The organism is Mesoaciditoga sp., assembly GCF_054006115.1.
Genome location: NZ_JBPNHS010000034.1, coordinates 1 through 20,333, shown reverse-complemented (window position 1 = coordinate 20,333; position 20,333 = coordinate 1). Strand labels below are relative to the sequence as shown.

At 40.2% G+C, this 20,333-nt stretch carries 15 protein-coding genes; 2 read left to right on the top strand and 13 right to left on the bottom strand.

What is annotated here, in order from left to right:
• Positions 1-6: 6 nt before the first annotated feature.
• The 13 genes from ACXJIN_RS06785 to ACXJIN_RS06725 all read right to left on the bottom strand — a co-directional run bounded on the left by ACXJIN_RS06785 (position 7) and on the right by ACXJIN_RS06725 (position 18,211).
• On the bottom strand, positions 7-1,944 hold the full coding sequence (locus tag ACXJIN_RS06785; RefSeq protein ID WP_456400718.1) for an ATP-dependent helicase: 1,938 nt from the start codon (positions 1,942-1,944) through the stop codon (positions 7-9).
• An 82-nt stretch (positions 1,945-2,026) separates the two neighbouring features.
• Positions 2,027-3,427 (bottom strand): PLP-dependent cysteine synthase family protein, encoded by a 1,401-nt coding sequence (locus ACXJIN_RS06780; protein ID WP_456400716.1) that lies wholly within the window; start codon positions 3,425-3,427, stop codon positions 2,027-2,029.
• Positions 3,428-3,477: 50 nt separating this feature from the next.
• Entirely contained in the window at positions 3,478-5,799 is a 2,322-nt protein-coding gene (locus tag ACXJIN_RS06775; RefSeq protein WP_456400714.1) for a xanthine dehydrogenase family protein molybdopterin-binding subunit, read from the bottom strand.
• Positions 5,800-5,802: 3 nt separating this feature from the next.
• Entirely contained in the window at positions 5,803-7,533 is a 1,731-nt protein-coding gene (gene ade, locus ACXJIN_RS06770) for an adenine deaminase (protein WP_456400712.1), read from the bottom strand.
• Positions 7,530-7,886: a thioesterase family protein gene (locus tag ACXJIN_RS06765; RefSeq protein WP_456400711.1), complete on the bottom strand. Its 357-nt coding sequence runs from the start codon at positions 7,884-7,886 to the stop codon at positions 7,530-7,532. Before ACXJIN_RS06765 ends, ade begins: the two co-directional genes overlap by 4 nt.
• A 22-nt stretch (positions 7,887-7,908) precedes the next feature.
• Positions 7,909-8,769, bottom strand: a complete 861-nt coding sequence (locus ACXJIN_RS06760; RefSeq protein ID WP_456400710.1) for a DegV family protein — start codon at positions 8,767-8,769, stop codon at positions 7,909-7,911.
• A gap of 113 nt (positions 8,770-8,882) precedes the next feature.
• A complete protein-coding gene (locus ACXJIN_RS06755) occupies positions 8,883-9,182 on the bottom strand; it encodes a hypothetical protein (protein ID WP_456400709.1) in 300 nt (99 codons plus the stop codon).
• Between the two features lie 97 nt (positions 9,183-9,279).
• Positions 9,280-12,816: a pyruvate:ferredoxin (flavodoxin) oxidoreductase gene (nifJ, locus tag ACXJIN_RS06750; protein ID WP_456400708.1), complete on the bottom strand. Its 3,537-nt coding sequence runs from the start codon at positions 12,814-12,816 to the stop codon at positions 9,280-9,282.
• 62 nt (positions 12,817-12,878) lie between these two features.
• Positions 12,879-14,462: a glycoside hydrolase family 57 protein gene (locus ACXJIN_RS06745; RefSeq protein ID WP_456400706.1), complete on the bottom strand. Its 1,584-nt coding sequence runs from the start codon at positions 14,460-14,462 to the stop codon at positions 12,879-12,881.
• Complete coding sequence (locus tag ACXJIN_RS06740; protein WP_456400704.1) at positions 14,459-15,340, bottom strand: DUF4912 domain-containing protein; 882 nt, start codon at positions 15,338-15,340, stop codon at positions 14,459-14,461. Before ACXJIN_RS06740 ends, ACXJIN_RS06745 begins: the two co-directional genes overlap by 4 nt.
• 5 nt (positions 15,341-15,345) lie before the next feature.
• Complete coding sequence (locus ACXJIN_RS06735; RefSeq protein WP_456400702.1) at positions 15,346-16,017, bottom strand: thiamine diphosphokinase; 672 nt, start codon at positions 16,015-16,017, stop codon at positions 15,346-15,348.
• Positions 16,014-17,288, bottom strand: coding sequence for an RNA polymerase factor sigma-54 (gene rpoN / locus ACXJIN_RS06730; RefSeq protein ID WP_456400700.1), 1,275 nt, complete (start codon positions 17,286-17,288; stop codon positions 16,014-16,016). The genes ACXJIN_RS06735 and rpoN overlap by 4 nt, the downstream gene beginning before the upstream one ends.
• Complete coding sequence (locus ACXJIN_RS06725; RefSeq protein ID WP_456400698.1) at positions 17,285-18,211, bottom strand: rhomboid family intramembrane serine protease; 927 nt, start codon at positions 18,209-18,211, stop codon at positions 17,285-17,287. Before ACXJIN_RS06725 ends, rpoN begins: the two co-directional genes overlap by 4 nt.
• Before the next feature lie 78 nt (positions 18,212-18,289).
• On the opposite strand from ACXJIN_RS06725, the gene mnmA reads away from it, so the two are divergent.
• Positions 18,290-19,330: a tRNA 2-thiouridine(34) synthase MnmA gene (mnmA, locus tag ACXJIN_RS06720; RefSeq protein ID WP_456400696.1), complete on the top strand. Its 1,041-nt coding sequence runs from the start codon at positions 18,290-18,292 to the stop codon at positions 19,328-19,330.
• A gap of 76 nt (positions 19,331-19,406) precedes the next feature.
• Entirely contained in the window at positions 19,407-20,213 is an 807-nt protein-coding gene (locus ACXJIN_RS06715; protein WP_456400694.1) for a DNA adenine methylase, read from the top strand.
• The last annotated feature ends 120 nt before the right edge of the window (positions 20,214-20,333 follow it).

The window sequence follows — 20,333 nt, the reverse complement described above, 5'->3', positions numbered from 1 at the left end:
CCCCCCTTATTTTGCTACCCACCTTTCGTACAGGGATGGAGGAATGCTTTCAACGAAATCGTATTCTTGAGATACATCGAATTTGTAATTAGAGTAATTAGATCTTGAACTTCCAGCCTGATGGCAGATGTAGAGATACTCTTTCGCGCGCGTGATGGCAACGTAAAATATTCTCCATTCCTCATCCAAATTTCCGCTTTTAATTCCCATAAAAGAAGGAAAATCTCCCGGATTCACCGCGAGAATAAAGACAACTCTCCACTCTAATCCCTTTGCCTGGTGAACCGTTGTTAAAGTTACTTGCTCCAGATCTTTGCCGTTGCTTGTAAGCGTTGAATCTTCAGTTATGGCCAAATCAGAAAGAAAATCGGTAATATTGGCGTATCTTTTAGATATTTCTATTAGTTTTTTTACATCGGATTGTCTGTCTTTGAAATCAGCAAATGTCATGGCAAGATAATCGGAATAAAATGTATCGTAAATATATTCTATAAATTCGTGCACTGCTGAGCGATCAAATAAACCCTTAAACAGTTCTTCTATGGCTTCGTATTTTTTACCGAATCTTCCGATTTCCTTAACGGCACCCAAAGGATCTTTTTGACTCATCACAAAAGATACAACCTTCTCGGCGCCTTTCTTTCCAATGCCCGTGAAAAGCAAAAAGACTCTTCTCCACGAGAGCTCGTCTTTCGGATTGTTAAAGGCTCTCAAAAATGCCAAAATATCTTTTACGTGCGCCGATTCGGTGAATTTTATCCCCGATTTTATTTTAAATGGTATGTCCAATTTCGAGAGTTCCATCTGAACTTCCAATGAGTGCGAATGCGCCCTGTAAAGCACCGCTATTTCTTCTGCTTTTATTCCACTCTTCATTAACTTTGAAATTTCGTTTGCAATGAATTCGGCTTCTTCGTACGAAGTCCATGTGCTTACCACAATTGGACGCAATGAATGTGGTTTCACAGCTTTAAGTTTTTTTTGAAAGACGTTATTTGGAATAAGGGCATTTACAAGATTCACTATCTCTGGAGAACTTCTATAATTGGTCTGTATCTTGTAAATCTTTATTCTTTCCTTGTGAGAAAGATCAAATATGTTTTCGTATCGAGCGCCCCTAAAAGAGTAAATACTTTGCGCATCATCCCCGACAACCATTAAATTACCATGAACCGACGAAAGTTTTTGAACTATTTCGTACTGTATCTTATTTGTGTCCTGAAATTCGTCTACCAAAACCCATTTAAACCTTGAAGCCTCTTTTTCCCTTACACTTTTTACGCTTAGCAATTGGTTCGTGTATTCCAACAGATCATCATAATCCAAAGCTTCCAATTTTATTTTCAGATCCTCGTAACGTTTTCCAACTTCCTTTATCCTGTCTACGATAGAATAAAGATAAGGAAATCTTTCTAAAACAACGCTCTCAATATCGCTTTGAAGGTTTACCTTCAAAGAAAAAATCTTTCTCAAAACGTTTGGAGATGGAAATTTTTCGTTTTTATTCACGACGGAATTCCTCGCCTGTTTCACAAGAACTTTGGCATCTTCTTCATCGAGGATGGAAAAATTTGGATTTATCTTCAAAAAATTTGCGTATTTTCTGAGAAGGTAATTGCAAACGTGATGAAAGGTTCCAGCGAGCATTCCGCTTAAATTATTATTAGATACTTTTTGTGCTCTTAAAATCATCTCTTTTGCAGCTGCCCGTGTGAAAGTTACAAGCAGTATTTCATTTGGTTTTACACCTTTGGAAACGAGAAAAGCTATCTTATGAGTTATAGTTCTGGTTTTTCCGGAACCAGGACCGGCAACAACCAAAGAAGTGCCGCCTTCATCTAAGACAGCGGCACGTTGTTCTTCATCTAAAATTTCCAAAAAATTGGTAACAGCCGGAAAGAGGAGTTCATCACCTACTTTGTAAATTCTTTCGTTTTTTTCCAAAACCCTTTTCTCCCCTTTCCAAATAAACTTTACTTATAACGCGCAGCCACGTGGTGGTTATGCGTCAAATATTTCAAAGTTTTCAATCAACGCCGTATATTCCTTCTCTTTCCCTGTACTCCATGATGAGTTTATCAGTTTCTTTTACCATTTCCTGCTGTTTCAACCAATATTCCTCTTTCAATTGTTCATTAAGCTCTTCAACAGTCTTTCCTTGCTGCTCAACCCATGTATAGTATTTCAGGTTGTGCCATCTTCTTCTGTTTTCAAGAGTGCCTTCAAAGAACCAATCCGTTTTTACTCCCATGAATATGGATTCAAAGCGAGCCTTTGCCTCCGCTCTATCCATCTTCCCAAATCTCTTGTCAAGATCTGCCATAACACTTCTATATCTTTCTATTGTATCGGTTGCAATGGTTACAATGTTGTCATTAGGTCCTAAGCCGTACTTTTTCGCAACTTTTATTGCACCCAAAACGTTTGCCACTCCAGAAATTCCGAAGATGGTTGACATTTCTTCAACTTGATCCGCTGAAATGAACTCTTTAAGGAATGACTTTCCCACTTCATCGGTTAGAAGCTGAAGACCTTTCTTGGATTCCATATCATCCACCGCAACAACCGCATCGCTGTTCGTAACATGATGAATCCAGGTAACGTGTTTGTCGCCAATACCTTGTATGTCATGACCACCATACCCATTCATTGAAATGGTGGGACATTGAATAGGTTCAAGGGTAACAACCTTTGTTTCAGGGAATTCCTGCTTTACCCTGTCTCCACACGCGATCGTTCCGGCAGAACCAACTCCAGAAACAATGGCGGCGATTCTTCCGTTTCCTATGCCTTCATTCTTAACAAGTTCAAGCATGGTATTTCCCGTTACATAGTAATGAAATCTGTAATTTCCAAACTCCTCGAATTGGTTGAGTATTCTGACTTTGTCTGGATTTTCGGCTTTTAATTCTTTTGCCTTGTCGTATATTTCTTTAACGTTGGATTCGCATCCCGGTGTCGCGATGACTCTCGCACCGTACGATTTGATGATGTCAAATCTTTCCTTACTCATTTCTTCGGGAAGGATAACAACAGAATCGAACTTCATTCTGCATCCAACCCAGGCTCCACCTATACCGTAATTTCCTGTGGACGGCCACACGAGTGTGTGGTAAGAAGGATCAACTTCATCCCTTATAACTTTTTCCGCCATTATGGAATAAGTTGCTCCAACTTTATGGCTTCCCGTCGGAAAATCCCTACCGTACATCACTATTATATTGGCGTCCACGCCAGTCAATTCTTTTGGTAAAACGACGTACTTTATCTTGTTATCAGGTCCTTTCCATGTGATGTTAAAGAAGTTGATCGGATCAAGTGGATCTTCCTTGAATTTCTGCAGTGCGAGTTTTCTCACTTTCGGATCGATTTTTTCGGGATGCAACATCTCTTCAAATGTTGGCCCTATTACTTTTTTGTTGCTCATTTTATTACCTCCCATGTAAAATGTATGCTCGCGTAAGCGCGTAAATGTAATTATTGTTCATTATCCATAAGATTCAAAACATATTCGGCCGTTGCCGGAATTCTTTTGACTCTTTTTCCAATCGCATCGGATATCGCGTTGGCTATGGCCGCTGGAGTTGGCATCAACGATGGTTCACCTATTCCCTTTGCTCCAAATGGTCCCTTCGAATACTCATCTTCCACGAAGTCTATTTCAAGTTTTTTTGGAATATCCATAACGGTAGGTATTATGTAGGTGTTGAAATTATCAGTTATTATTTTCCCATCAACCGTCTTTATGTTCTCAAAAAGTCCATATCCCATGCCTTGTACGAATCCACCTTGTACCTGACCAACGAGACCGTTGGGATTGAGCTTCTTACCAACATCGTGCGAAGTGTACGCTTCCACAACGTGGCTTTTTCCGGTTAACAAATCTACTTCTACCACCACTATTTGAGTTGCATAAGCGTATGTTATATAGGCTTCTCCTATACCAGTCTCTGCATCCCATTTTAACTTTGGCGAAATAAACCATCCTCTTTCCACCATTTTCACGTTGGAATTGTAGCATTCTTCTGCCAGCTTATCGAATGTGATTTCTTCTATTTCGGGGTCAAATGCGCTTTTAACAACTCCTTTTTCCATTGCGATATCTTCTATAGAAATTCCACGCGTTTTGGCAAAATGCGCTAACATTCTTGATTTGATCTTCTCGGCGGCCTCTTTCACAGCGTTGCCGCTGAAAACAGTTGCACGAGATGCAACCGTTGGTCCACTGTCTTGAACGTAAGAAGTGTCTGGATTGTCTACGCGGATCTTGTCTACTTTTTGTCCCAAAGCCTCTGCAGCGATCATGGCTATAACCGTTTTTGCCCCTTGACCCATTTCTGTATTGCCTATGTGGACGTTAACACTTCCATCTTTATGAACTTGTATCAACGATCCTGCAGCGTCCAAATGCTGACCGGCGGCCCCAAGTGACATGCCGTAAATTATGTGAGAAACACCAATTCCTCTTTTCTTAAACATGTTATGAGAATTGAATTCCTTCACACTTTTCTTCAATTCTGGATAATTCGAAATTTTCGCAGCGTGTTCAATGGTTTCAACTGCTCCCACTGATTCTTCTAAAAGTTGATCTGTTGCGGTTCGGCTACCAACACGTAAAGCGTTTTTCAAACGAAATTCAATTGGATCCATATTCAACTTTTTTGCAGCCTCGTCAACGATGGATTCTATTGCGAAAAGTACCTGTGGGCTTCCAAAACCTCGGAATGCCCCACACGGAACTTTATTCGTGTAAACACCGTCAATATCCACTTTGACATTTGGAATCTCGTACGCCCCAGCGGCATGGACAAGGCTTCTGTACATGACTATTGGTGAAAGGGTCGCGTAAGCCCCCATATCCATATGAGCGGTTACTTCAACAGCTTTTATCTTCCCATCTTTGGTAACACCTATCTTGTAATGAGATTTTATAGGATGACGTTTGCTAGTCGTCTGTATATCCACTTCTCTTGAATAGGTAAGCAGAACAGGCCTTTTCGTATGATAAGTTAGCAACGCGCATTGAGCGGCAACGTAAGAGGGAACATCCTCTTTTCCCCCAAAAGCTCCTCCGGTTTCGGCTTGAATTACCCTTACCTCGTTCATAGGCATACCTAAAACTCTTGGCACCATTTCCTGAACGTAATAAGGACATTGCATCGAACCGTAGACTGTTAAACCATAATTGTTATCGTAAAGTGTGAGAATCCCTTGAGGTTCCAGATAAGCCTGTTCTTGATAGTGTGCGTAGAAATCATCTTCTATCACAAGATCTGATTCGAAGAATCCGTTTTCAACGTTTCCCTTTCGTATTTTCTTCGAAGTAAGAATATTCCCATCAGGATGAACCTTTATTTCATTTTTAAGGCTTTCTTCTATAGTTAAAACGGGCTGCAATTCCTCGTATTCCACTTCAACAAGCTCCGCGGCTTTCTTTGCTATTTGGAGCGTTTCAGCGGCTACCAAAGCCACAACATCCCCATGATATCTGACTTCTTCACCTTCTGGTACCAAACATGGCATATCGTTTACGACTTCTCCCAGCTGGTTTTCGCCTGGCACATCTTTGTAGGTTAAGACCGCTTTTACACCTTTTAAACTCTTAGCTTTAGAAGTGTCTATCTTTTTAACGAGTGCACGCGCGTGTTTTGAAAGCACCAGCACACCGTACAGCATGTCTTTAACGTCAAAATCAGCAACGAATTTTGCTTCACCCTTTACCTTCTGAATGGCGTCCACTCTCGGTATTTTCTTTCCTATTACGGAAAAAACATCTCTTTTCGTTGTCGTTTTAGACATACATCATTCCCCCTCGTATCCTAAACTTACGAATTCATGTTTTTCAGCGTCAACCAAACCAAGATTCGTTATTCTTAACTTTGGAATAACGGCGAGTTGAATAAAAGATAAGACCATAAAAGGATCTGAAATTTGTGTACCAAGCGAATGTGCAGCTTTTTTCAATTTTTCTATTCTATCAGCAACTTCTTCCATTGTAAGATCTGACATCAACCCAGCTATTGGAAGTGGAAGCTCAGCCAAAATCTTACCGTTTTCCACCACGACTATTCCACCGTGCATGTCTATTATCTTGTTTATCGCTATCATCATATCAACATCGTTTGTCCCAACCACTGACATATTGTGAGAATCATGTCCCACGGACGTGGCAATTGCCCCACTTTTTAAACCCAATCCGTGAATTGCCCCAACAGATACAGACTTTTGAGGAGTATATCTGCTTACGACGGCTATCTTCAACACATCCATTTTTGTGTTTGGTATTTCGTTTGGAGGAAAATCGAAGATCTCTTCTTCTGTCACCAAACTGTTGTTGAAGATTTTAATGGCTCGAGTCTTCTTGGCATTTGATTCTACTTTCAAATCGTCCACGGAGATATGTGGCGTTTTGAAGTTTCCATCCATCTTCGCTATGAATTTATGACCTTCATTTCCCTTAAATTCGGACACTATTTTTCCGTCTTTCGCTATTATTTGAGAATCTTTTATAACAATACGAGGATAGAAATTCTCCAAAGAATCAGTTACTATCATGTCCGCTTTGTACGAAGGTGCTATGGCACCCATGCTCCGCAACCCGTAGTGAAGTGCGGTGTTTATGCTTGCCATCCTTATCGCTGTGATCGGATTAACACCTTTTGAAATTGCTCGGCGTACCATGTTGTCTATGTGACCATCTTTGATTATATCATCCGGGTGGCGATCATCGGTGCAAAAAGAGAAAAATCTTTCATTTCTCTCATTCACCGCCCCTATTAGGGCATCGAGGTTACGAGCCACGCTACCTTCACGAATGAAAACTTGCATGCCACGCGAGATTTTCTCCAGAGCTTCTTCTTCCGTTGTACATTCGTGATCGGATCTTATAAAAGCCGAAATGTAAGCGTTTAACTCTTTCTTCGACAAACCTGGTGCATGGCCATCGACTTTTTTATAGAGATGGCGCATTATCTCTATTCTCGTCATCAGATCATGATCGACGTTCAGAATTCCGGGATAGTTCATGACTTCACCCAAACCAAGAACCCTTGGATACTTGGTAACAAGCGTTATCGTATCAACAGATGAAATGTTAGCTCCACTAATTTCCATATCCGTTGCCGGAACACATGATGGGATCATCATGTATATATTCAACGGAACGCCCTCCGTATACTGAAGCATGTATTCTATGCCAGACACTCCCATGACGTTCGCGATCTCATGTGGATCAGCTATAACCGTTGTTGTCCCTCTAGAAAGCACGGCACGCGCGAATTCTACGGGTTCCACCATGGAACTTTCTATATGAAGATGGGCGTCTATCAACCCGGGTACAACGTAAGCACCTTTCACATCTATGACTTCTTTTGCTTCGGTATAGTCGCCTATTCCTGCGATTCTCTTTCTGTAAAGGGCGATGTTTCCTTCTTCTACTTCTCCACTGAAAACGTTAACTATCTTACAATTCTTTAAAAGCACATCCGCCGGGGCTTTACCCAGCGCGACTGGGATTATGTTTTCTATTTTCATTTTGAAAACTTCCTTTTATTTACTATAACTCTCACATGAAACGCCTTTGCCAGGAGGGTTTCATCTTTTTTGGCTGTAACGTTGAAAGATAACTTTCTCTTTCCTTTTTCTACAAGTGAAGCTTCAACAACAACTCTATCTCCAATAAAAGCAGGTGCCAAATGATCAAGCTCAACGTGAGCTCCAACGGTCGTTTCACCATCATTTAGGAATTTTTTTGAAAGCTCTGCGCACGCTTCTTCCATCCAAGCTAAAACTGTTGGTGTGGAAAGTACTTCTACCTCCCCACTTTTAAGGTGTGTTGCGCAATCTTGCGCTGTTACCCGCTTTTTTATAGACAGTTTTTCCACCATATCACCTTACCTTCTTAATTACTTAGTCTATCCGTTCTATGCCAAATCCACACATTCCGGGTCCTACATGAGTGGTTATGACTTTGCCTGTTCTGTGAAAGGATTCGTCCACAACGTTATACCGCATTTTTATTCTTTCCAAAAGTTCCCTTGCCTCTTCTTCCGCGTCCGCATGGATCATCGCGAGTCTAACCTTGCTGTCGAACGGAATCTCATTTTTCACTTTTTCAAGCAACAGATCGTAAGCTTTTGACCTTCCCCTTACTTTATCGAAAGGAATCATATCGCCATTGTAATCTATCCATATGCCAACTTTTATTTTAAACATGGTACCCAGAAATCCCTGAAATCTTGAAACTCGCCCTCCGCGTACCAAATAGTTGAAATCGGAAACGTAGAATAGAGCTTGAAATCTCTTTTCATTTCTTTCTTTTTGAAGAATTTCGACGATTTCTTTTGGACTTCTTCCTTCTTCTGCCAATTCACGCGCTCTTCTTACAACAAGGGCGTTAACGCTTGAAGCGAGTTTCGTGTCAAAAACCTCTACCGGTATACTGGCTTCTTTCGCTGCGGTTGCCGCGGAATTCGTCGTGCCGGACATTCTTGAAGACAGTGTTATTACAACTACACCTTCATAACCTTCCTGTTCGGCATTTCTATACCTTTGGAGAAATTCAAAGACAGTCGGCTGGGACGTTTTCGGTATTTCATTCGAATTTCTAAGTCGGTTGTAAAAATCTTTTAGCGCTTCTGGATCTCTTTCATCGTCTTCCGAACTTCCATCAGACCAGATAACTTTAAGAGGAACTAGCTCTGCATCAAATGCCTCTAACCATTCTTTCTTTATATCGGCAGTGCTGTCAACAAGAATCTTTATCTTCATTTGCTTTCCTCCAAAGAATAACATTTTACCACATTTATATGATTTTACCACAAAAAAGCATTGATCCTTAGGATCAATGCCACCAAAACATATTAAACTGAATTTCAGTTTTTTTAAAATCCGTTCCTTTGATACTTTTCTATCACTTCCACTGAACTTTTCATATCCATTATCGTGATGGAATTCTCGGTGTACTTATCGGAACAAAAGGCGTTGAATTCGATATCCAATTCCAACTCACAAAGCTCTTTATCTGTTCGGACGGAGAAAGCATAACCTTTTCCTTGGCGCTTTAAAGTCAAAGACATTGGCTGCTGAAAGAAATTAGTCGAGTTTTCGGTATGAACCACCACAAAGGTGGGCCTGTGATTTGTAAGCCACACGGCAAAGTACTCTCTTGATTTTTCTCCCATTGAATTCTCCACTTCTCAAACTAAAGTTGCGAAAAAAAAAAGATCTTAGGGCTGCGCACCCTAAGATCTTAACATTTTTGTGTGAATTTTACAATTTTTATTGCATTGAAGCAAGACGCTTGTAAGTTTCGTAACGCTCGCGTGCGTCTTTTTCCGCTTTTTTGTAAAGCTCTTCTGCTTCGTCTGGGAATTCTATCTTTAACGATGCAAACCTTACTTCGCTCATGAGGAAATCTCTGAAAGATTCCGTTGGTTCTTTAGAATCAAGAATGAACGGATTCTTCCCTTCCTCTTTCAAGAGAGGATTGTACCTGTAGAGATGCCAATAACCAGCTTTAACGGCTCTCTTTTCCTGATCTTGAGTTTTGTTCATCCCCGCTTTTATACCGTGGTTTATACATGGAGCGTAAGCTATTATGAGGGATGGACCGTGATACTTTTCAGCTTCGGTCATGGCCTTTACGAGTTGATTGTTATCGGCTCCCATTGCAACTTGCGCAACGTAAACGTATCCGTACGCCATTGCCATAAGACCTAAATCTTTTTTCTTCGTCTTTTTGCCAGATGCCGCAAACTTTGCTATGGCAGCTTCTGGAGTTGCCTTTGATGATTGTCCGCCGGTGTTAGAGTACACTTCAGTATCCAAAACAAGGATGTTTATGTCTTCACCAGAGGCTAAAACATGGTCTAACCCACCGTAACCTATATCGTAAGCCCATCCGTCTCCACCTATGGCCCAGATTGACTTCTTCACAAGCATGTCTTTTCTTTCTTTGATCATTTGAAGTATTTCTTTCGCTCTTGGATTTTGAACATCTCTGTCAAGTACTTTCAAAATCTCGAGAGTTGCCGCTTTGGAAGCGTTTGCGTCTTCTCTACCATTTATCCACGCTTCAAAAGGCGCTTTCATATCTTGTGGAATGTCTAACGTGAGTAATTCTTTCATGAGATCTTCAAGCCTATCTCTTATTTGTCTTACCGCTACCGCCATTCCAAGACCGTATTCAGCGTTATCTTCAAACAGAGAGTTTGCCCACGCTGGGCCGTAACCTTTGGAGTTCGTCGTGTAAGGCGTAGATGGAGCTGACGCTCCCCAAATAGACGAACAACCAGTCGCGTTGGCTATTATCATTCTATCGCCAAAGAGTTGCGTTGCCAATTTCACGTAAGGAGTTTCTCCACACCCCGCGCAAGCTCCGGAGAATTCCATAAGTGGCTTGACAAACTGACTTCCCTTGACAGTTTCAACCGGAAGTGGGGTTTTTTCCGAAACCTCATTTATGGCAAATTCCCAGTTCTTTACTTCTTTTTCCTGTGTTTCCAAAGGTTTCAAAGTAAGCGCTTTTCCGGGTGCCGGACACACATCGACACAGACACCGCAACCCGTACAATCGAGCGGAGAAATTTGAATTCTGAAATTCAATCCTTCCATGCCTTTTCCAATGGCTTTCTTTGTTTCGAATCCTTCTGGAGCCTTTTTCATTTCTTCCTCATTCAAAAGGAACGGTCTTATAACGGCATGAGGACAGGCAAAGGCGCACATATTACATTGAATACATTTGCTCACGTCCCATTCAGGGACCATAACTGCTACGCCACGTTTTTCATACGCGGCCAAACCGTTTGGAAATTCACCGTTTTCCCTTCCAACAAAGGTGGAAACCGGTAATTTGTCTCCTTCAAGCCTGTTTATGACATCCGCAACGTTTTTCACGAATTCGGGTCTGTTTTCATCGTTCAAATTCAAAGGACTCTTCTCTTCTTGTGCATTTTTCCATGAAGGTGGAACGTTCACTTTGACCAAAGCGTTTATTCCTCTATCCACAGCCTCGTAATTCATTTTGACAACGTCTTCACCTTTTCTTCCATACGTCTTTTTAATGGCGTCTTTAAGGTATTTAACGGCATCTTCTATTGGTATAACGTTGGCAAGTTTGAAGAAAGCAGCTTGCATTACCATGTTAATTCTTGTGCCGAGTCCTATTTCCATAGCTATCTTAGTGGCGTCTATTATGTAGAAGTTTATGTCGTTTTCTGCTATGTACTTTTTCATACTTCCTGGCAAATAAGTGTCCAGATCCTTTTCTGACCAATTCGTGTTCAAAACGAATGTGCCACCCTTTTTCAAACCGCTAAGCACATCGTACCTGTAAACGTAAGACTGCTTATGGCAAGCTATGTAATCGGCGGTGTTGATAAGATAGGTAGATCTAATGGGATTCTTACCAAATCTAAGATGAGAAACGGTAACGCCTCCGGATTTCTTAGAATCGTAGGAGAAATATCCCTGAGCGTAGAAATCGGTGTTATCACCTATGATCTTTATTGCCTGTTTATTGGCACCAACCGTTCCATCAGAACCAAATCCCCAGAATTTACATCTTATGGTTTCTGGATCCTCAGTTGAAATCTCCTCTTTAATTTCCAAAGAAGTATGCGTTACATCGTCAACTATGCCTATCGTGAAATGATCTTTTGGAGTGGAATTCTTCAAATTCTCAAATACGGCGTTTATCTGAGACGGCGTCGTATCTTTTGAACTCAATCCGTAACGCCCTCCAACGATAACAGGTGCGTTTTCCTTACCATAGAACATCGTGCGCACATCTTCATACAGAGGTTCGCCAAGAGAACCCGGTTCCTTTGTCCTGTCAAGTACACCTATAACTTTGACAGTTTTTGGCAAAACATCGAAGAAGTACTTTTCAGAGAAAGGTCTGTAAAGGTGAACCTTTATAAGCCCAACCTTTTCTCCCTTTTTCATGAGATAATCAACGGTTTCTTCCGCCGTTTCCGTTACCGAACCCATGGCAACGATTACCCTTTCAGCTTCTGGATCACCGTAATAATTAAACGGCTTGTATTCCCTTCCTGTCAATTTAGATATTTCTTTCATATATTCCGCAACTATGTCAGGCGTGGCTTCATAGAATTTGTTTGAGGATTCTCTAGCCTGGAAGAAAATATCTGGATTTTGGGCAGTTCCCATGGTTTTTGGGTGTTCTGGGTTTAAAGCGTTATCCTTGAAAGCCTTTACAGCATCGTAATCTACAAGCTTTGCCAGATCATCGTAATCGAGCACTTCTATCTTTTGAATTTCGTGTGATGTTCTAAATCCGTCAAAGAAATGCAAAAATGGAACCCTTGATTTGATGGCGGAAAGATGTGCTATGCTTCCCAAATCCATGACTTCTTGAACACTTCCAGAAGCCAAAAGTGCGAAACCTGTTTGACGTGTCGCCATAACATCTGAATGATCTCCAAAAATGGACAAGGCGTGAGATGCTACTGAACGAGCGGCAACATGAAAGACTCCCGGTAAAAGTTCACCGGCTATTTTGTACATGTTCGGTATCATCAAAAGCAATCCTTGAGAAGCCGTAAAGGTTGTCGTCAAAGCACCCGCAGCCAAAGAACCATGAACCGCTCCTGAAGCTCCACCTTCAGACTGCATTTCCACGACTTTTACCCGTTGGCCAAAAATGTTCTTTCTGCCTTTTGCCGACCAATAGTCAACCAATTCGGCCATTGGTGAAGAAGGCGTGATCGGAAATATAGCGGCGACTTCTGTAAAAGCGTACGCCACATGAGCCGCAGCCGTGTTTCCATCCATCGTTTTCATTTCTTTTGCCATCTCTTACTTACCTCCTACTCTTTTTTAAAGCTCTGTGTCTCTTACCGTCTCAGCATTCCGCCTCACGCATAAAGTTTGTAATCCATATAAGGAAAGATGGAATCTACCCATTCGTAATATTCCAATGATTTTTCGTTTATATTATGCGCCTTTATTGCGTCGTATAACTCAAGAAAACGTGATAAATGTGTTTTAGTTCTGTTAACAGCATATTCAACAGTTGTTCCTGTTGTCATTATAAAAGCCCAGTCGCTTGACTCTGCGAGCATGAGTTCCCTTGCGCACATGTTTAAAGCGCGAATGTACAACGGATCGGTTGCCTCTTTGTAAGCTTGTGCCAATTCGGTCATTCTCTCTTCCGCTTCGTGTAAATGAAGGTAGATCCAATCGTTTGATCCGTTTAACCATGTTTCGTTGTAACCATTTGCCCCCCACGTTGACATCGCCGGAGTTAGCATTTGCACATTTTCTAAATTGCTTATCACTTTTGAAGGGGTAGAAGACTCAACGATGGAAGAAGTGGCCATTTCTCTAAGCAAATATTCCAAAAAAATGGGGCCTTCATACCACCAGTGTCCAAAAAGCTCAGCATCAAATGGCGCGACTATTACCGGTTCAACTTTCATTGAACGAGACAAACGGAGGATTTGAGCCTCTTTTTTTGACAAAAAGTCCTTTGCGTGATTCTTTGCCGTTTCTACAGCTTTTTCAGGATCGTACAGCGCCTTGTCTTTCAATGAAACATCTCCGGTGATCCTATGATATTTTATTCCCGTGTTAATTCTGTTTCCAGCAGGATCAATGTAAGGGCGTATGTAATCTAAGTCTCTATCAAATCCTATATCTCTGTAGAATTCACGATAATTATAATCACCAGGATATCCGAATTGTGCTGACCATACCTGTTCGCTTGATTCTGGATCCCTCGCAAATGCAAAAACATTGTTGGGAGTTATAACAGGTCTGTAAACATCGTAGCGAGGTGGAACATCTCCATACCACAGCGCGTGTGAGTCAACGAAGAAGAAATTTATCCCTTGCTCAGCTAATTCTTTATCCAAACCAGGATAGTATCCGCATTCGGCGAGCCACATACCTTTTGGATCTTTTCCTATTCTTTCCTTAAAAGCCTTCACACCCAAAGCAATTTGAGCATGAACCGCCTTGGGATTGACCCTCATCAACGGTAAGAAGCCGTGCGTGGCGTTACACGTTATCAATTCCAGATTTCCGCTTTTTTCTACTTCTTGAAATTCTTTTACAATGTTACCATTGCAAGAGTCAAAAAAATCAAGAGTTTCTTTGAAATCGTTCAAATATTTTTTAGCGCATACGTTTTTTAACGTTTCTTCATTTTTGGTTGTATTTACCTCTTTTTCTGCCAATTCAATCAACGAAATAAGGTGATTTCTGTACTTTTGCTGCAAGGTTTTATTAGATAGCATTTCGAGCAAAGGTGGGGTTAGAGACATGGTAACGCCGAAAGGAACAGAATCTCTTGCAAGGCGTTTGAACATTTGAAGAATGGGAATGTAAGTTTCGGTCATCGCTTCAAAAAGCCAGTTTTCTTCCATGAAGTATGGGTAATCCGGATGGTTAATGTAAGGAAGATGAGCGTGAAGCATTATCAAAAATTTTCCCTTCATTCTTGTCCTCCTACACGCATCCATATAAAAGATCCTCCTCCAGATACCACTTTCGAAGGAGAAAACGACGAAGCACCTATTAATTTTTCAACGTGAATCATTTCTTTAGAAACGCTTATTTCCGAAAATTTCTGTCGCGTCTTCAAATTCATCCACACTTCCATCTGAGAAATTTTTGGAGAAGCTGGAGGTGTGGAAATTAAGTTAGATCTAATCAAAGCGATAAAGCGTTCTCCTTCTTTGTAACCAAGTTCGGCTATGTAATTCGCATCAGGCGAAGGAACATTAACATAGTACTTCCTTTCGTTGACATCCAATTCCAATTCAAAAGTTCGGTGTGCATTCGCACCGTTGAAATTCACATAAGTAACGTCGTACACCCTTAAAATCAACGGAGCATGCTTTTTCAAGAGTTCCTCTGTTTTTTTTGAAAAATCCCAATAAAAATATACCCACGCGGGATTCACTTCTAAACCCACGAGTTTGTCTTTGTTGTAAGATTTCGGCAGATCAGCCTGCGAAAATATGCCTTTAGCTTCTTTGTGAATGACTTGAGAAGGCGTTGAGTTCACACTGGATATATTCACAACTCTCTTAGTTTCTTTTTTTCCGTTTTTCCACGTTGAAAGGACTTCTGAAATCATATTTATCAGGTCATTCTTGGTATTTCCGCGTGACAATTTCAATCCCAGTCTTTTCGCAAACGAACGCAATTGATGAATTTTCATACTCTTTAGCTCTTGCGCGGTCTTGGCGAGCTCCATTTTTCTTTTTGAGATGGCTTCTACCAATTCGGCCTTTCTCATGTTGTAATAACCTTTTATTTTTAGGTTCATTGCTTCTTTTTTCAACTGTCGTATCGTTTTCCCACCTTCCATATCCCTCACCTCACTTCAAAAATTTTCAAAAGTTCTTCAACCCATTCCATTTTTCCCATATGATATCTGAAGATCAAAACTTCTCCATCTCCCGGATCGATACTCACCCTTGTAGAAATGGATTGATTGCTGACGCCATAAGGTTTAAGATATTCCATTTTTCTTTTCGAAATGGAATATTCAAACCCTTCCAAGCTAACTTCATTCACATCCCTTTTTAAGGGTAAGATAGACCAGATCTCTCCTTTCGCGCTGGAGAGAGTTATTTTTCTGTCTGTCCAGATTGCGTACAAAATTTCATTGAAAAGCACAATTCTTTTGTTTCTTTGCATAAGTCTAAAAACCGCTATTGTCTGATCGAGTCTGCTTCCAAACGCTCCGGCTATCAATATCAAATTAGAGGATAATTTTTCGGCTTCGCTTAAAGCAAGTTCGGTGTCTATCTCATCTTTATGTGATGGAAATCTTTTTATCCTAACACCTTGTTCTTCGTAAAAAGATAAGGTTTCTTTCGTTATGGAATCCATATCTCCTATGATAAGATCTGGAAAAACATTTATCTTCCTCATGAATTCCGCTCCAGAATCAGCGGCTATTTTAAAATCGCACTTTTGAGATATTTCTTTATAAAAATCCTCATAGGAATACTTTCCACCTGCAAATACAATTGTTCTCATTTCATTCTCCTTTTACTTGAAGAAGGTATCATAAGCTCTTCTCGGTACTTTGCTACAACTCGTCTGCTCAAATTGATGCCCTCCGCTTTCAATTTCTCCACGATTTGCTCATCTGTCAGAGGCTTCTTCTTATCTTCGTGATCGATGAGATATTTTATTTTGTCCTTCACTTCATCTCTTGAAACTTTTCCCTCATTTGACGAATAAACGGCCCTTGAAAAGAAAAATTTTAAAGGATAGACCCCTCGCGGCGTTTTTATGTACTTCGTTGAAACTGCTCTTGCTACAGTCGAAAGGCTCAGTTCTATCTCATTTGCCACTTCTGTTAACCTTAAGGGAACAACTTTGGAACCCCTTAAAAAGCTTTCCTCTTTCTCAACAAGCACTTTTCCCAGCTTTAACAACGTATCTTTTCTTCTGTTCAGCGAATCAACGAAACTCTTCGCTTTCTCAAACAGTTCCTGCGCAAATTTCCTATTTTCTTCATCTTCAGATTCGATCAACCTTTCGTACACATTTGAAGCGGATATCTTAACGTCGAATATTTCATTCACAAAAACGGAAAATTTTCCATCCGATTCTACAACCATTATATCTGGCTCTACATAGTTTGTGTATTCTGAATCGGCAAAACCGTTCGCGGGATAAGGATTCAACTGTTTCAATTTTCGAACACTTTCATCGAATTCTTCCTTCGAAAGGTTTAATTTCTTCATCAACTTTCGTGGGTCGTTTTGTAACTCTTCTATATTTTCAATTAAAGCCCTTACTTTTGGATCATCGGTTTGCCTTTTCAACGCTTCTTTAACGCTTTTGCAACCAACTCCGATCGGAGTTAGATTTTTGAAAATTTCTATCATTCTTTCCACTTTTTCTTCTTTGAAGTTGAATTCTTTCGCTATCTCGGACGCGGACATTGTAAGAAATCCATGAATGTCAAGCAGGTCTACCAAAGTTAACAATATTTCCTCTTCTTCATCTTTAACATCTAAAGCGTATATCTGTTCTAAGAGATGATCCCTCAATGTTTTAGCCCGTGAAGCGGTATTTTCCATAACGTCTTCCGAATTTTCGCCAGGTTTTTTCTTTCCACTTCTTATTTGGGAAAGGTGAAATTCAGCCTCTAAAAATGGATTTTCTTCAACTACTTCAGATATTTCTTCTTCTAAATCCATAACATTTTCTTCAAGAACCTTTAAAGAAAGCAAAACCTTGTTCGTCAAAATCAGCTTATTAGAAAGTTTAACGTTTTGTGATATCTTATTTTTCATCTTGTTTTCCTTGTAACAATGAGTCCTTTGTACCTTGTCTTCACCTTTTCTATCCACCCTTCATATTCGTTATTTAAAACTTTTAGAGAAGGGACTCCATTTTTCAAATATGAATTAAGATCCCTTTTCATGGTATAGGTTTCATCGTTAAAAGGTCGCAGCATTTCTATCTCTGATTTCGATGGGGTGTAACCCATATTTAGCTCGTAAAGCATTTTGGAATAAGAATTTGCAAAGTTCACGGTTGGCTGTAACGTAATTATGGAATTGTTCGTTGCCAAACCAACAAACGCCCCAAACGTGGCCAATACCACAATGCTACCCAGAATTGTCCACGCTTTTTTTCTCCATGTCCAACTTCTTCTTGCCGGAATGAAGTAACCCAGCACCAATCCAGTTGCAAAACCTCCCAAATGCGCTGCGTTGTTTATATCGGTGCCAGGAATAAAGCCGTAAGCTATGTTAAAAATCACCATAGGAAGCAAAGAAATCAATAAACTTCTCTTTAAAGTGGAAGGAAAATCTTTTCTGAAATAAGTTGCCGCCAACAATAAACCTACCAATCCGAATATTGCGCCGCTCGCTCCCACCGATGGAACAGAGTAATAAAAAAGCTGACTTAAAAGATTGCCAACAACTCCTGATAGAAAGTAAACAACCAAGAATTTAGACGATCCGTATATATTTTCAACGAGAAGGCCAAGATAGTAAAGCGCGTACATGTTAAACAACAGATGAAGCCATCCCGCGTGCACGAACATGGCGGTTACTATCCTGTACCATTCTCCATTTGCCACCAAAGGTCCCCATTGCCCGCCAAATTTCAAGAGGTTGTAAATTGTCGGGCCGCCTAACGCTTCAATTGACACTAAAATGACAAAATTAATTAGTATTATAGATATCGTCCAAGAGAATTTTTTCAAAATCATCACCTTTTGCTTTTCAAAATTATAACATTTGGGAATCTAAAATCAAAGATCGCGATCTGGAAAGGAGAAACGATGAAGGTTTTAGTGGCGATGAGTGGTGGAGTAGACAGCGCAGTAACCGCCTTCCTCTTAAAGGAAAAAGGCTACGAAGTCGTTGGAGTACACTTCAAAATGGAGAAGGTGCGCTGTAGCTCAGATGATATATCAGATGTGAAAAAGATAGCAAAAAAATTGAATATTGAATTGCACATAGTAGATCTTCATAAAGAATTCGAAAAAGAGATAATAGATGATTTTATCAAAGGATACAAATTGGGACTTACCCCGAATCCCTGTGTTAAATGCAACAAAAGAATAAAATTCTTTTATCTTGCAAAGTACGCAAGAATCATTGGCGCTTCCTTGTGGGCAACCGGACATTACGCCAGAATCGATAAAGATGGCATTTTGGTCGCGAAAGATATAAAAAAAGACCAATCGTATTTTTTGGCTCTTGTTCAAAAGAAACTATTGAAGGGGCTGCTCTTACCAATGGGAGAATGTTCAAACAAAGACGATGTGAGAAAAATAGCCGAAAAGAACGATCTGATAGTTTCTTCAAAACCAGACAGCCAAGATGTGTGTTTTATACCAGATGGCAACATGAAATTATTTTTTGAAAGTAGAAAAATTTCCGTGAAGAAAGGACCAGTTTTAAATACCAGCGGGGAAGTCATCGGTTGGCACAACGGATACCAACTTTACACCATTGGACAAAGAAAAGGATTGGGAATCGCAACGGGAAGGCGCGTCTACGTGGTGGATATAATACCCTCAAAGAATGCCATAATTGTAGGAGAAAAAGAAAAGTTGTACAAAAAAGAAGCCATGGTCATGCAAATGAACTTTTTTAAAAAAATGCCAGATGAATTCGATTGTGAATGTAAAGTGCGTAGTACGGCGAAAAGAGTCCCATGTCACGTAAAGATTTTGGAAAACGGCAAAGAGAGCGTTGTTGAATTTTCTCGGGAAGTTTTACCCGTGCCCGGACAACTTCTTGCTCTTTACGATGGAGAGCGTCTTTTGGGCGGAGGAATTATGGCAAAAAATTTCGAAAAAGGTACACCTTCTTGACACCTTCATGTAAAAGCGTTAGAATTTGGAAGGAAGTTCTGTAAAATTTACTTAGTATGTTGAGAGGAATAGCAAAATGGCCGGAACTTTGTTAAAATGGGCCGGTGGGAAAAGATGGATCATCCCGATGTTATCGCCTATTTTAGATGAATTCAACGATCTCATCTTAGTAGAGCTTTTCGCAGGTGGTGCGGCCTTATCATTTGCTTTAGAAAGAAAAGAAGCAATTTTAAACGATAAAAATCCTCACTTGATAAACTTCTATACTCAAATTCAACGGGGGATAAATATTTTCTCCACAGGTGTGAATTTTGAAAACGATAAAGAAATTTTCTACAGAAATCGGAGGAATTTCAATGAATTGATAAAAAATGGCAAAGAGAATACTCCCAAAGCTGCCGCCTTATTTTATTACCTCAACAAAACGGCTTATAATGGGCTGGTAAGATTTAACAGCAAAGGTTTTTTCAACACGCCATTTGGAAAATACAAACGCATAAATTACGAATTCGATATCCCTTTTTACAGAAATATAGTTAGAAACTGGAAGTTCACGTGTAAAGATTTCTCAGAAGTTGAAATTCCATCAAATGCGCTGATATACGCCGATCCGCCGTATGATGTAGAATTTACCGCCTACAACGCGGGGGGATTTGACTGGAAAGATCAAGTGAGATTAGTGGAATTTCTTTGTGAACTTTCAAACCCCATTGTATTGTCCAATCAAGCCACCGAAAGGATCGTGGATTTGTACAAGTCTCACGATTTTGTTGTTAGGTTCAAAGACGCGCCACGCTCAATTTCGTGTAATGGAAACAGAAAAAAAGTCAAGGAAGTGATAGCTTACAGAAACATTCCTTTCATTCAGTATCTTATCAAATAGTTTTTTGGAGTGGTTAAAAGTGAGGGGGAAAAAGATGAAAGTCAGACTTACATTTTCTTCTGAAAAACCAATTTTAATCCCAGTAGCTTATAACTACCTCGTTCAATCTATGATTTATAA

Bases quoted from the DNA above. Each gene is read 5' to 3' on its own strand.
- ACXJIN_RS06780 (WP_456400716.1), bottom strand. From the start codon at position 3,427: ATGAGCAACAAAAAAGTAATAGGGCCAACATTTGAAGAGATGTTGCAT.
- ACXJIN_RS06775 (WP_456400714.1), bottom strand. From the start codon at position 5,799: ATGTCTAAAACGACAACGAAAAGAGATGTTTTTTCCGTAATAGGAAAG.
- ade (WP_456400712.1), bottom strand. From the start codon at position 7,533: ATGAAAATAGAAAACATAATCCCAGTCGCGCTGGGTAAAGCCCCGGCG.
- ACXJIN_RS06765 (WP_456400711.1), bottom strand. From the start codon at position 7,886: ATGGTGGAAAAACTGTCTATAAAAAAGCGGGTAACAGCGCAAGATTGC.
- ACXJIN_RS06760 (WP_456400710.1), bottom strand. From the start codon at position 8,769: ATGAAGATAAAGATTCTTGTTGACAGCACTGCCGATATAAAGAAAGAA.
- ACXJIN_RS06755 (WP_456400709.1), bottom strand. From the start codon at position 9,182: ATGGGAGAAAAATCAAGAGAGTACTTTGCCGTGTGGCTTACAAATCAC.
- nifJ (WP_456400708.1), bottom strand. From the start codon at position 12,816: ATGGCAAAAGAAATGAAAACGATGGATGGAAACACGGCTGCGGCTCAT.
- ACXJIN_RS06745 (WP_456400706.1), bottom strand. From the start codon at position 14,462: ATGAAGGGAAAATTTTTGATAATGCTTCACGCTCATCTTCCTTACATT.
- ACXJIN_RS06740 (WP_456400704.1), bottom strand. From the start codon at position 15,340: ATGGAAGGTGGGAAAACGATACGACAGTTGAAAAAAGAAGCAATGAAC.
- ACXJIN_RS06735 (WP_456400702.1), bottom strand. From the start codon at position 16,017: ATGAGAACAATTGTATTTGCAGGTGGAAAGTATTCCTATGAGGATTTT.
- rpoN (WP_456400700.1), bottom strand. From the start codon at position 17,288: ATGAAAAATAAGATATCACAAAACGTTAAACTTTCTAATAAGCTGATT.
- mnmA (WP_456400696.1), top strand. From the start codon at position 18,290: ATGAAGGTTTTAGTGGCGATGAGTGGTGGAGTAGACAGCGCAGTAACC.
- ACXJIN_RS06715 (WP_456400694.1), top strand. From the start codon at position 19,407: ATGGCCGGAACTTTGTTAAAATGGGCCGGTGGGAAAAGATGGATCATC.